A 13,066-nucleotide genomic window follows, 5' to 3' on the forward strand; every position below is an offset into this window, starting at 1 on the left:
ATCCTGGTCATGCTCGCCCACGCGTTCCTGGCGGTGACCACCGCCGCTCAGCGTTCCCTCGAGCACCGCAATCCTCAGCTAATCCGCTTGAGCGTCAACGAATTCCGTCGACTGTTCATCACGCTCATCCTCACCCCACTCCATACCAGCGCCAACAGCATCCTGACCTGGTCACTATGGAGACGCAAACATCAACAACGAGCCCGCCAATGCCACCAAAGACGCAGGTCATCACCACAATGACCGCAAACTACGGCTGTAGTACTAGACCTGTCGGTTGATCGTCTGCACAAGTTTCACCGAACAACGAGGATTTCGGAAGACCGCAAGGCCGAGTCCTCGACTGTGCAGATTGGCCAACGCGACGCCATCGCAATGCTATGGCCACGCAGCCAATACACATACCGTCCATACGCTATCGAACAACCGAAGCCGATCGTCACCCCTCCCTCACACGACCACTTTCCACATGCCATGCTCGATCGAGGCGGACGTTGGCGAGCATCCGGCGGTCGTGGGTGACCAGCAGAACGGCGCCGTCGTAGGAATGCAACGCCGACTCGAGTTGCTCGATGGCGGCGAGGTCCAGATGGTTGGTCGGCTCATCCAGCACCAGAACATTGGTGCCGCGTGCCTGCAACAGGGCGAGCGCAGCGCGGGTGCGCTCGCCCGGCGACAGGTCCGATACCGCCCGATCGACGTGATCGGCGCGCAGCCCGAACTTCGCCAACAGTGTCCGCACCTCGGCGGTGCTGTAGTCGGGCACGAGCTCCTCGAAGCGCTCGGCCAGCGGCGCTACACCCTCGAATTCGCTTCGTGTCTGGTCTATTTCACCGATGGCGACGTTGGCGCCCAGGTGCGCGGTCCCCGAATCGGGCGCGAATCGGCCGAGCAACAATCGCAACAGCGTGGACTTTCCCGCGCCGTTGGGTCCGGTGATGCCGATCCGCTCACCAGCGTTCACTTGCAGCGACACCGGGCCCAGGACGAAATCCCCTTGCCGCACCTCAGCATCGTTCAGAGTCGCCACCACCGAACTCGATCGTGGTGCCGCGCCGATCGTGAACTCGAGTACCCATTCCTTGCGCGGCTCGGCCACCTCCTCCAGACGCGCGATCCGGCTCTCCATCTGACGAACCTTCTGTGCCTGCTTCTCGCTCGACTCGGTGGCCGCGCGCCGCCGGATCTTGTCGTTGTCGGGAGCCTTGCGCATCGCGTTGCGCACTCCCTGACTCGACCATTCGCGTTGGGTCCTCGCTCGCGCCACGAGATCGGCCTTTTTCGCAGCGAATTCCTCGTATTCCTCCCGCTTGTGACGCCGCGCGACCTCACGCTCGTGCAGGTAGCTGTCGTAGCCGCCACCGAAGAGTGTGTTGGTGTGCTGGGCGAGGTCGAGCTCGAGCACTGCGGTCACACTGCGCGACAGGAACTCTCGATCATGGCTCACCAATACGACGCCACCGCGCACACCGCGGACCACATCTTCGAGGCGATCGAGCCCGTCGAGATCGAGATCATTGGTCGGCTCGTCGAGCAGCACCACGTCGAACCGCGAACACAACAACGCCGCCAAGCCCACTCGCGCCGCCTGACCACCGGAAAGCTCGGTCATCAGAACCGATTCCGGTGCCACGGCGTCTCGGTGGAAGCCCAGATCGTCGAGAACCCCGGGTAGACGCTCATCGAGGTCGGCCGCGCCCGACGCCAGCCAGTGGTCGAGTGCCGCCGCATAGACATCGGCGGGATCGACGGAGCCGGACGTCGCCGTCGAGTCGGCAAGCGCATCCGCCGCGGTGTCCATGGCCAGAGTCGCCTCCGCACATCCGGTGCGCCGGGCGACGTACTGGGCGACGGTCTCCCCCGGTATCCGCTCATGCTCCTGCGGCAACCAGCCGACGAATGCGTCTGCCGGCGCACGCGAGACGGTGCCGTGCAGTGGCGCGAGATCACCCGCGAGCACACGCAGTAGCGTCGTCTTGCCTGCTCCGTTGGCGCCCACGACACCGATCACGTCCCCGGGCGCGACGGTGAGATCGAGATGATCGAACAGGGTGCGGTGCGCATACCCGCCGGCGAGGTCTTTGGCGACGAGCGTTGCGGTCATCCAGACATTGTCGCAGCACCCGCGACGGCCCAGCAGCCGAGAGGGTGGTCAGCCGCTATTCGTATCTGACTCCGCCGGCAGCACGAACCTGATCGATGCGTTCCGCGTCGTCGTCTGTGTGTGGCAGGTAGGTCACCATCCGGACACCGGGAACGTTGGTGAGCTCGTAGCTCAGCGTCGTCAAGCAGATCGTCCCGGCCGGCGGACAGTTGAACACCTTGAACATGGGGCGCGGCGTCTCCACCGACTGACGTTCCCACTCGTCGGCGACCACCGGTGACGCTGCGGTGATCTGCTCGATGAAGCTCACCCAGTCGGGATCATCGAGGTGATCGCCGTAGGCACGCCGGACGTGGCGAACCATCGCGCGCAGCAGTGAGTCGTCGACCAGCGGCCGCTGCCCCTCTTCGGCAATGGCTATCTGCCACAACACATTCGCACCCATACCTCGACCCGAGCTGACCCCGGGGAACAACAGACGATAGGTGTGATTGGTGCTCAGCAAGTTGTAGCGACTGTCGTAGAGACACGCCGGTGCCGGATCAAGTGCATCCAGAAAACGCTGCGCCCCAGCCGGAATCTCGAAGTCCGCACCAGCGCGTCCGGGGGTGCCCGGCACATCGGCGAGCCGGTAGAGATGTTCGTGTTCGGTGGGATCGAGTCGCAATACGCGAGCCACGGCGTCGATCACCTGTGCGCTCACGTTGATCGGCCGCCCCTGTTCCAGCCATGTGTACCAGGTGATGCCGACACCGGCGAGTTGCGCCACTTCCTCGCGTCGCAGACCTGGCGTACGCCGACGCACCCCTGGCGCGATACCCGCGTCGGCAGGCGAGATGAGCGCCCGGCGTGACCGGAGGAATTGCGCCAGCTCGCTGCGCTTTCGGGTATCGCGTGACGCCTCGCGACCAGTTGCGTCGCCCTGGGACAACGATGCGGGGACCACGGCCATCTTCTCATCGTGCACGTTGTCGCTCTCGTCTGCCAGGTGGTGGCAGTACCGGTATCAGCACGCTCTCACCACTGGCACCGCCGACGTCCGAGGGTGGCTTCATGTCCGAGACATCATCGACGCACATCTCCTCTCCGCAGACCTCGACTCCCGGCGCACCGTCGGCGGTGATCGGCGGTTCCGGCGCTGTCCTCGCAGTACTGCTGACGGCCCAGTTCATGGCGCTGGTCGACGGAACCATCGTCAATGTCGCGGCCCCTGACATCCAGCGCTCCATGGGGGCGAGCACGGCGCAGGTGCAACTGATCGTCAGCGGCTACGTCATCACCTACGCCGCCGGACTCATCACCGGCGCACGCCTGGGTGACCGGTTCGGACATTCTCGCGTGATGCGGGCCGGGCTGGCGATCTTCACCGTGGCCTCACTCGCCTGCGGTCTGGCCGCAGACCCCGGACAGTTGTTCGCATTCCGCCTCCTGCAGGGCGTCGGCGGGGCATTGATGATGCCGCAGGTGATGAGCCTGATCCAACGCACCTTCGTGGGCTCGGCGCGTACACGCGCACTCGGCCTGTATGCCGTCGTCACGGCGACCGGTGCGGTCGCAGGGCAGATCATCGGCGGGCTCCTCATCACCGCCGACATCGGTCACACCGGGTGGCGCCCGACCATGCTGATCAATGTCCCCATCGGCGCGGCACTGTGGGCCATCCTGCGCATCAAGCGATCTGGCGAATCGGGGGACCCGGAGCGGACGATCGATCTCACCGGCGCCGCTCTCGGCGGCGGCTCGTTGTCCGCGCTGGTCGTACCGCTGATCCTCGGCCGCGAGTCCGGGTGGCCGGCGTGGACCTGGATCTCGCTCGTGGGAGCCGCTTGTCTGGCAGCGGCGTTCGTCGTCGTGGAACGCCGTGTCGAACGCGCCGGTGGGGTCCCGATGATCGCGGCAAGCGTCGTCCGCTCGCGCGGGATGATCCCCGCGGTTCTCACACTCGTCATCGTGTTCGCCTGCTACGCCGGATGTCTTCTGTCGACCTCGATTCACTTTCAGACCGGACTCGGTGAATCAGCCCTGTCCGGCGGAATCCGATTCTTGCCGTTGGCAATCGGGTTCAGCCTTGCCGGTCTCTCGTGGCAACGGCTGCCCGCCGCCCACCACAGCACCGTCGTTGTCGTCGGCGCGGCGACAACGGCAGTCGCATTCTTCACTCTCGCATGGTCTTTCGGGAACGGTGCGAACATCGCGGCCGAGGCCGCTTTCGCGCTCTTGGGGCTGGGTATGGGGTTCGCGTTCAGTCCGGTCATCTCGGTCACCCTGGCGCGGGTGCCGTTGCGGTTCGCTGCCGATGCCAGCGGCATACTGTCCACCTCGTTCCAGGTCGGCAACGTGTTGGGGATCGCTCTCTTCGGATCGATCTATCTGTCGGCAGCCCAACGGTTCACGTCATCACATGCCATGTCCATCACGTCCTGGACGTTGGGCGCGGCATCGATCGCCGCCGCGGTGGCCGCCCTCGGTGTCGTCCGTGCGACGATCAGTGCCGACCGAGTCGCCGGCACCCCGGCGACGTATCGTGCGGAGTGTGAAGAACCTGACCTGTGACGTCCGAGACGACGTCGCGCATGTGCAGTTGCACCGACCCGACAAGCACAACGGCCTCACCCTCGACATGCTGGGTGATCTGGCCGCCACCGCCGATCGCCTCGCCAAGGACCGGTCGCTGCGGGCGGTCATCCTCTCCGGCTCCGGTGCGTCGTTCTGTTCGGGACTCGACTTCGCCTCGGTGGGCACCGAACGCGGACGTGTCGTGCGCAACCTCATTCCACGACGCGCGAACGCGGCCAACGGGTTCCAGTCCGCATGCTGGGCCTGGCGCAGTGTGCCGGTCCCGGTGATCGCGGTGATCACCGGCCACTGCTATGGCGGCGGACTGCAACTCGCCTTGGGCGCCGACTTCCGGTTCAGCACCCCGGATGCGGATTTCTCTGTGCTGGAAGCGAAATGGGGACTCATTCCCGACATGTCACTGTCGGTCAGCATCGCGCAACTGACACGCATCGACATCGCCAAGCGGCTGACCATGACCGGCGAGTTCTTCACCGCCGCACAGGCACTCGAATGGGGTCTGCTCAGCGAGGTTTCCGACGATCCGTTCGCCGCAGCCGATGATCTCATCGACAAGGTCCGGCAACGCTCACCCGATGCGGTCGCCTCGTCGAAGGCACTGTTCGAGAACACCTGGTTCAACGGCACCCGGCTGTCGTTCCCGGTCGAGCAGGCCTTGCAAGTGCGTCTGCTGCGCGGCCGCAACCATGCGATCGCCCGGAAGGCCGGGCTGGCCAAAGTTCCTGCGCGGTTTGGTGGACGGCAGTTCTGATCGAAGTCTGGGATCTGCCCGGGTTCTCCTCGACCGCGTGCCGGCCCCGGGACAGCCTACGTCCGCAACACCTATACCACTAACCCCAACTGGCCCCACAGTGCTCGGACGCGGCCTGCCGCTTCAGGGCGGCACACTAGAACTACCCGTAGCTCAACTCGAAAATCGGGATCGGGCTCACCGTTCAACGACTCGATCGCATCCCCAAGCGCCCGCGGAAGCCAATCGATCCGCGCCGACGGTTCCGCGACAGGTATCAGGTCGGCGTTCTGGATTACGATCCATACTACGTCGGCATGCATCCACGACAGATCAGCTACACAATCACGGAATGCGTTTACATTTTCTCCGAAGTAGTCTGGAAACTCCAAAGCAGATCTGAACGTATCGAATGCAGTCTTGACGTCTTCAATATCTTTACCCTCGATAGAGCGCACCACAATCACGCCGTTCACCGCTGGAACCAAAAGCGGGTTGTCAAGACTTGTCACATCGCACCTCCCATCGAAATCCTCAGCACGCCATCGTCAGGGTTTGACGCTATTACGTTGCGCGAGATCCGAACATGGTCATATTCATATACATGCACCGCATCTCGCATGCCAACCGTGAATATGACTTCGTCATCGGTCACCGAGAAGCGGTGAGCACGTATCCTGCACGGGACATGTGTGCCCACGAGTGAGATGAGAAACTCCGGCGGACTCGACGGGTAGGGCACGCCGGGCCATGGCGGAGCGTATGACTGCTCGTCGCTGTTGCAATTCTTAGAAGCCGCCGGATGAGTCAAGATGTATAGCCATTTGCGTACGCCGCTCATGCCGACGCTCAGATTGCGAACATTGTCGGCCGAGACGCGAGACCCTGGCGCGCAGCTGACCGGCACGCATGCATTCTCCGATCCTGCCGGACCCAATCTTTCGACTATGTCGCCCGGAACCGATGCGACAGTTACCGGCCTCACCGGTGTCGTCTCCTGCATTATGTCCAGAATCAAGCTTCCGTCGCCAAGAGACCACGACTGGTACGCCACAACTATGTACCCGCCGTGATGCAAAAGAAACTTGTCTCGATATAGTCCCGAATGGTCATAGATGAGAGCATCCCAGTCCTGGCTCACCGTTACCTCCCCGTGTGTGCCGCCCAGAAAGTCCGCAGGTGTGTCCGTTATCGGCGCACTGTCGATCGCGTCGCCCGCCCACAACTAGAAACCGCGCCGAGGCAAGCCTCATAGCCGCCCAAGTGTCGCTCCTTCGAGGAAAGTCCGACCGCACTGATACATGATAGTGCCCTCTGCTGCCGAACTTCGGCGCAGTCAGTGGACAGCAAAGCTCAGAGCACCCGGCGCACCGCTTCGTGCATTCGGGAGACTGCTTGCCGCGCAGTGGGACTGAATCCGAGCATGTTGGCGAAGCCATGGATGAGTCCGGACTCGCGTTGCAGTGTGGTGGCCACGCCCGCGGCACCGAGTTCGTCGTTGTATGCGATGCCCTCGTCGCGTAGCGGGTCGAAGCCGGCGACCACCACGTGCGCGGGCGGCATTCCGGTCAGGTCCGCGGCGAACAGCGGCGAGATGCGTGGATCGCCACGCTCGACTCCGGCGGGGATGTAGCACTGGGCGAACCATTCGATCCGTTCGGCGGTGAGGAAGTGGCCGGTGGCGAACTCCTCACGGGAACCGCCGGTACGAGTCATGTCGGTGACCGGGTAGATCAACAACTGCAGGCACGGCGTCACCGCCTCGCTACGGAGATGATGCGCCAGGACCGTGGCAAGGTTGCCGCCCGCACTGTCACCGGCGACGACGAGACGGTCGGTGGCGACGCCCCATTGCGGTGCCATCGCCACCGCGAAACGCCAGGCCGCGATGGCGTCGTCGAGAGCTGCGGGAAACGGATGTTCGGGTGCAAGCCGATACTCGACGGAGAGCACGTCGGCCCCGGTGTCGAGGGCCAGGCGCCGACCGTACGCGTCGTGGGTGGCACGGCTGCCGAGCGCGAATCCGCCGCCGTGGAAGAACACGACGAGACCGGTCGAGGTGACCTCGGCGCGATAGCGCGTCGCGGGAACAGGTGCGCCTGACGAACCGGGCTCGATCAGCAGATCCTCGACCACCGCGAGCGGCGGGGTCTTCTCCGCGGAGATCCCGGCATTGACCTCCAGGTTGCGTCGGGCCTTCGCGGCGTTCGCCCCGCCCATACCGCCGCCGGGGAGCAGCCGGGTCGCCGACCCGGCGGCCAGCATCTCCGGCGCGATGTGCTCGCCGTCGGAGTTCACCGGGCAGAACCGCGACGCCGAGGTCGCCACGCCGGGCGGCACCAATCGGCCCAGCCGCAACACCGACCGGATGGGGCGGAGAGGCAGCGGAAGCGACAATGACGTGGCCCTACTCACGGCCGCGAGGGTACTCCGCGGGCGGCCGGCGGCACCGCGCACGCCCCTGTGCCAAACTCGTCCTCATGCCCGACCGCGTCGCCTCCCCGGCATCCGGACACCGCGTTCCGCTGCGCACCTCGCTGGCGTTGACCGCCGCAGCCACCGCACGCTGGGCGTCGCGCACCGCCGGACGCGGCAAGGGCTCGATGATCGGCGGCCTGATCGCGGAGAAGATCGACCCGCAGATCATGACGCGCCTGGCCGCGGGCAAACGCACCGCCCTGATCACCGGTACCAACGGCAAATCGACCACCACCCGCATGACCGCGGCGGCGCTCGCCGAACTCGGCGAGGTCGCCACCCAGGCCGACGGCGCCAACATGGACGCCGGGATCATCGCCACACTGAGCCTGCAACGCGCGGCGCCGGTCTGCGCCCTCGAGGTCGACGAGCTGCACGTACCGCACGTCAGCGACGCCACCGCCCCCGAGGTGCTGGTGCTGCTCAATCTCTCCCGCGATCAGCTCGACCGGGTCGGCGAGATCAACACGATCGAGCGTGCCCTGCGCGACGGCATCGCCCGGCACCCCGACACCATCGTCGTCGCCAACTGCGACGACGTGCTGGTCACCTCCGCGGCCTTCGACGCACCGAAGGTCGTCTGGGTGGCGGCCGGGTCGAGTTGGGTGGGCGACTCGGTGAGCTGCCCGCGTACCGGTGAACCGATCGTCCGCGGACCCGCAGACAGCGGTGGCGGGCCGGCGGTGCAGACCGGTATCGACTGGTATTCGTCGGGCGACCCGAGTTTCCGCCGGCCGACCCCGGACTGGTGGGTCGACGACGAGAACATCTACGGCCCTGATGGATTCGTCGCACCGATGACGCCGGCGGTCCCCGGACGCGCCAACCGGGGCAACGCCGCGCAGGCGGTGGCCGCGGCCGTGGCGATGGGCGCCGACCCGGCCAAGGCCGTGGCCGCGGTGCAGACGGTCGGCGAGATCGCCGGACGCTACGGCATCCACCAGGTCGGCAACCATTCGGTGCGCACCCTGCTGGCGAAGAACCCGGCGGGCTGGCAGGAGGCGCTGTCGATGATCGACCAGGACGCCGACGGCTTGGTGATCGCCGTCAACGGTCAGGTCCCCGACGGCGAGGACCTGTCCTGGCTGTGGGACGTACGCTTCGAGGAATTCGAATCCATGCAGGTCGTCGCCGCCGGGGAACGCGCTGCGGACCTGTCGGTGCGCCTGCTCTACGCCGGCGCCGAGCACACCACGATCCCCGATCCGTTGAAGGCCATCGCCTCGTGCCCGCCCGGCCGCGTCGAGGTGCTGGCCAACTACACCGCCTTCCGCGACCTCGGCGTCGCGATGGAACGCGTACGGGAGGAACGACGGTGAGCGAGTCGACGCTGCGCATCGGGCTGGTCCTGCCCGACGTGATGGGCACCTACGGCGACGGCGGCAACGCACTGGTCCTGCGCCAGCGCGCCCGGATGCGCGGGATCGACGCGGAGATCGTGCAGATCACCCTCGACGACGAGGTACCCGACTCACTCGACGTGTACACCCTCGGCGGCGCCGAGGACTACGCCCAGCGGCTGGCCACCCGGCACCTGTCCCGCTATCCGGGCCTGCAGCGCGCCGCCGCCGCGGGACGTCCGGTGCTGGCGATCTGCGCGGCGATCCAGGTGCTCGGACACTGGTACGAGACATCGGCGGGCGAACGGGTGGACGGCATCTCGATGTTCGACCTCACCACCTCGCCGCAAGCGGCCCGCAGCATCGGCGAACTCGTCACCGACCCGGTCACCCCAGGTCTGTCCGCGCCACTGTCCGGTTTCGAAAACCACCGCGGCGCAACGACTCTGGGCCCGGACGCCGCACCACTTGGGCGCGTCCGGCACGGTGTCGGCAACGGTGCGGGTGACGGCACCGAGGGCGTCGTGCAGGGATCGGTGATCGGCACCTACATGCACGGTCCGGCGCTCGCCCGCAACCCGGAACTCGCCGATCATCTGCTCGCCCAGGCGATGGGCACCGATTCGCTTGCACCCCTGGATCTTCCAGAGGTCGATCGGCTCCGCAAGCAGCGGCTCGCCGCAGCTCGACGCCAGTAGGACTTGTTAGACAGTATGAGGAGGTTTGAGGCCGAAGGCCTCGAGCTGCAAGTCGAACGTGGGTTGCCAGTACCACACTGGTAGAGCCACATTGCAGATTTTCAGGAGGCCTCCGGTGATTACTCAGGGTACAAGTGTTGGGCTGGATGTTCATGCGCGTTCGGTGGTTGCGCATGCGCGCGATGTGTCCAGCGGCGAGGTTCGCAGGGCGCGGCTGACGCCGGACTACCGGTCGATTGTCGACTGGTTGCTGGCGTTGACGGGTCCGGTCGAGGTCTGTTATGAAGCCGGCCCGACCGGCTTTGGTCTGTACCGGGCGATCGTTGCTGCGGGCATAGGGTGCACAGTCGCCGCTCCGTCGAAACTCCAACGGCCAGTCGGTGACCGAGTGAAGACCGACGCCAAGGATGCCGCGCACCTGGAGAAACTGTTGCGGATGGGTGAGTTGGTGGCGGTGACCGTGCCCGATGAGAGCACTGAAGCGGCCCGCGATCTGGTTCGTGCCCGTGACGACGCCCGCGGTGACCTGATGCGGGCCCGGCATCGTCTGTCGAAACTTCTGTTACGGCAGGGGATCGTCTACTTCGACGGCAGTGCCTGGACGGGCAAACACGAGCAGTGGTTACGCCGCCAACGCTTCGACAGCCCGGCCCTGCAGGCGACGTTCGACAACGACTTCGATGCCGTACTCACGGTAACCCGTCGGCGTGACAGCCTGGGTGAGAAGATCACCGAGATGGCCGCCGACTCGGCCTGGACCCCGGTGGTGACCCGCTTGCAGTGCCTACGGGGAATCTCCACGCTGACAGCCTTCGGGTTGGCGGTTGAAGTCGGTGACTGGTCCCGGTTCACCGGCGCGTCCATCGGCGCCTACACGGGTCTGGTGCCCTCGGAATACTCCTCCGGGCAATCACGCAGCCAGGGGCCGATCACCAAAGCCGGCAACGCGCATGTGCGCCGGCTACTCGTCGAGGCGGCCTGGCATCATCGGCGCACGTATCGCACTCCATCGGCGGCACTACGAGCCCGCTGGGACGTTGCCGGTCCCGTGGCCAAAGACCGCGGACACGCCGGAAACAAACGACTCCATCAGCGGTGGATGACCTTCGACGAACGTCGCAAACACGCGTGCGTCGCCAACATTCGCCGTCGCCCGTGAACTCGCGGGATGGTGCTGGTCACTGGCCGTGCTTGACAACTAGCGCTCACAAGCGCCCGCACACTTGGTCACCCGTCACGAAACTGATGGTGAGCAGGGAACGAAACCACGAACTAGCTATGTGTAGCAACCGATTTCACAGAATCTGGTTGCGACGCACGTCCCTAGACCAGTCGGTAAGCGTTCCCGTGCCGAACACCGTTCAGCGGTACCCAACCCGCGTATATCAGTCCGACACAACCGTCGTGAGCAACGACCACCGCCAACCGCGACGGGTGACCATCCCCCTCCCGCCCCAATCACCACGCGCACAGGGCGGCAATCGCCATGGGACTTGACAGAATGTGCCTACATATCAGTTAGTTAGGCTTCTCCGCGGCTGTCGTGGTTGTCGTGCGGGGGAAGGATTCGTTGTTCATTCGCTCGTGGTGACAGTGGGTGGCCACCGTGCGTCTTCTGGTGAGGTGGGCGGTACAGCGTCGTCACGGGGCGCCCTCATGTATGCACTCCCCCCGATCGCGCTTTGAAAGCCGCGGAAGGTCCTTGTGCGCATTCTATGGCGCAGCACGCGTGCTATGAGGACGAACAGTCCGAGGGCGATCACTAGCCAGGATGTGGTGGTGCTCATGTCGCCAGCGCCGAATTCCCCGAAAGCCCAGCGTGCTTCTCGCCATCGGGGAAGGCGCATCTCGATGATTGTAGATCAGTCCAGATCCTTCTCAAAGACAACCCCATTCTTGGAACACACGTCAATGAGTTTCTTGATGTTTTGTCCGGCAAGTTCCCACACTTTCTGACCTCGTTCACTCCACGTCCGTGGTAGGCTCTCAACCAAACCCATACCGATTAGCGCGCGGATGGTGAGGTCGTTTCTCGAATACGCATAATCGAAAGCTGAAAGTATTTCGGAAACACCTGCTGGATCAGTCTCAACGTTCCTATCGATCCAAGAGGCGGTATCTGCAAGGATCGTGTGAACTGGCGGGTCGAGGGCATCTTCTTCGAACTCTTGCTTTCGATCGAGGAATGCATCATGAATCGGCCTAAACCGGCGAGCCATTTCTTCGATAAATTCTAGCTGTTTGGCGTAATTGTCATTGTCTGTCATCGAGGCGCCCTCGGTCTGTTCGGCTTGATTCCCAGTTTCTCCGCTCTGTCGAGCAGGGAGTTGGCAACTTCACGGTCATTCTGAGAAAGCGTCTTATCGGAGCTACGAATCTTGTTTATGGAGTTGACCCGTTCTTGGAGCTTAAATTGCGTGAGTCTTGCCTCCAACCGTCTCCGACCAAATCCCTGGCAACTCCTCAGCGTTCGCCGGCTGTTATCTTCTTGGAATACTACAATTTCCTCCAGCCGTAATGAGAGAACATCGAGCGACACCAGGTGCTGACTATGTCTGCCGCAGAGCTCGTCAAGTCTCCTCGACAAAGACTCATCACCATTCATCACTCAACTACCGCGCATCTCGCCACGTTAAGGTAAGACATGATTCACGTATACGTGGGCCTCTCACTGTCAGGTCCGTCTGGTACCCGCGGTCGTCATCAACAGAGTTACCCGCGTTCCTAGGACAGATCAAAATGCGCGCGGGCTTCCGCCAAAGTCATGGAGTATGCACTGGCTTTGGCTTCTAACCGGGTTCTTACCAATACGCCCTGTTGACTGTAGAACTGTTCGTCCGTGGGATACAGTCCGAGGTTCGCAGCAAAACCCACGAGCATGTCCTCCGTGAAACGATCCTTCACCCTGCGCTTCTGGTACTCAGACACATCTTCGAAGGGCAGCGGTTCGCCTTGCTGCTCGAAGGACCAGCGGTTTCCGTCCTGGCCAACTCCCACTGAACGGGCGTAGTTCAACCACTCCGTGTCATGATCGGCGATCAGGAGAATGGAACGGCCCCCGTTGGGATCTCCTGACGTTCTTGTGGGTGGTTTACAGCCACGGCAACTCTGGACAGGCGCCGCCGCGGGTGAGTTCGGC

The 13,066-nt window shown here is 64.1% G+C and carries 9 protein-coding genes and 3 pseudogenes; 6 read left to right on the plus strand and 6 right to left on the minus strand.

What is annotated here, in order from left to right; translation table 11 throughout:
* A pseudogene (locus ACLQ3C_RS21110) lies at positions 1-243 on the plus strand (IS701 family transposase); the annotation flags it as partial.
* A gap of 196 nt (positions 244-439) precedes the next feature.
* Here ACLQ3C_RS21110 and ACLQ3C_RS21115 read toward each other — a convergent pair.
* Positions 440-2,104 carry an ABC-F family ATP-binding cassette domain-containing protein gene (locus tag ACLQ3C_RS21115; RefSeq protein WP_425707060.1) on the minus strand — a complete coding sequence of 555 codons (1,665 nt, stop codon included), beginning with the start codon at positions 2,102-2,104 and terminating at the stop codon, positions 440-442.
* Between the two features lie 55 nt (positions 2,105-2,159).
* On the minus strand, positions 2,160-3,056 hold the full coding sequence (locus tag ACLQ3C_RS21120; protein WP_425707061.1) for a helix-turn-helix transcriptional regulator: 897 nt from the start codon (positions 3,054-3,056) through the stop codon (positions 2,160-2,162).
* A 101-nt stretch (positions 3,057-3,157) separates the two neighbouring features.
* Here ACLQ3C_RS21120 and ACLQ3C_RS21125 point away from each other — a divergent pair, with 101 nt between their 5' ends.
* Both ACLQ3C_RS21125 and ACLQ3C_RS21130 read left to right on the plus strand, forming a co-directional pair.
* Entirely contained in the window at positions 3,158-4,657 is a 1,500-nt protein-coding gene (locus ACLQ3C_RS21125; protein WP_425707062.1) for an MFS transporter, read from the plus strand.
* Positions 4,647-5,432: a crotonase/enoyl-CoA hydratase family protein gene (locus ACLQ3C_RS21130; protein ID WP_425707068.1), complete on the plus strand. Its 786-nt coding sequence runs from the start codon at positions 4,647-4,649 to the stop codon at positions 5,430-5,432. Before ACLQ3C_RS21125 ends, ACLQ3C_RS21130 begins: the two co-directional genes overlap by 11 nt.
* Before the next feature lie 71 nt (positions 5,433-5,503).
* Here ACLQ3C_RS21130 and ACLQ3C_RS21135 read toward each other — a convergent pair whose 3' ends face one another.
* Positions 5,504-5,923, minus strand: a complete 420-nt coding sequence (locus tag ACLQ3C_RS21135; RefSeq protein ID WP_425707063.1) for a barstar family protein — start codon at positions 5,921-5,923, stop codon at positions 5,504-5,506.
* An 841-nt stretch (positions 5,924-6,764) separates the two neighbouring features.
* A complete protein-coding gene (locus ACLQ3C_RS21140) occupies positions 6,765-7,826 on the minus strand; it encodes an alpha/beta hydrolase (protein WP_425707064.1) in 1,062 nt (353 codons plus the stop codon).
* Positions 7,827-7,891: 65 nt separating this feature from the next.
* On the opposite strand from ACLQ3C_RS21140, the gene ACLQ3C_RS21145 reads away from it, so the two are divergent.
* From ACLQ3C_RS21145 to ACLQ3C_RS21155, 3 genes and pseudogenes are all read left to right on the plus strand, one after another.
* The gene (locus ACLQ3C_RS21145) at positions 7,892-9,208 is read left to right on the plus strand and encodes a MurT ligase domain-containing protein (protein ID WP_425707065.1); all 1,317 of its coding nucleotides are present in this window, start codon (positions 7,892-7,894) and stop codon (positions 9,206-9,208) included.
* The gene (locus ACLQ3C_RS21150) at positions 9,205-9,927 is read left to right on the plus strand and encodes a type 1 glutamine amidotransferase (RefSeq protein ID WP_425707066.1); all 723 of its coding nucleotides are present in this window, start codon (positions 9,205-9,207) and stop codon (positions 9,925-9,927) included. The genes ACLQ3C_RS21145 and ACLQ3C_RS21150 overlap by 4 nt, the downstream gene beginning before the upstream one ends.
* A gap of 115 nt (positions 9,928-10,042) precedes the next feature.
* Positions 10,043-11,129 (plus strand): annotated as a pseudogene (locus ACLQ3C_RS21155) (IS110 family transposase).
* A gap of 660 nt (positions 11,130-11,789) precedes the next feature.
* Here the strand turns inward: ACLQ3C_RS21155 and ACLQ3C_RS21160 are convergent.
* Both ACLQ3C_RS21160 and ACLQ3C_RS21165 read right to left on the minus strand, forming a co-directional pair.
* Positions 11,790-12,194 (minus strand): hypothetical protein, encoded by a 405-nt coding sequence (locus ACLQ3C_RS21160; protein ID WP_425707067.1) that lies wholly within the window; start codon positions 12,192-12,194, stop codon positions 11,790-11,792.
* 457 nt (positions 12,195-12,651) lie between these two features.
* A pseudogene (locus tag ACLQ3C_RS21165) lies at positions 12,652-13,066 on the minus strand (hypothetical protein); the annotation flags it as partial.

This window comes from Gordonia sp. DT30, assembly GCF_049844915.1.
In the GTDB taxonomy this organism is placed as follows: domain Bacteria; phylum Actinomycetota; class Actinomycetes; order Mycobacteriales; family Mycobacteriaceae; genus Gordonia.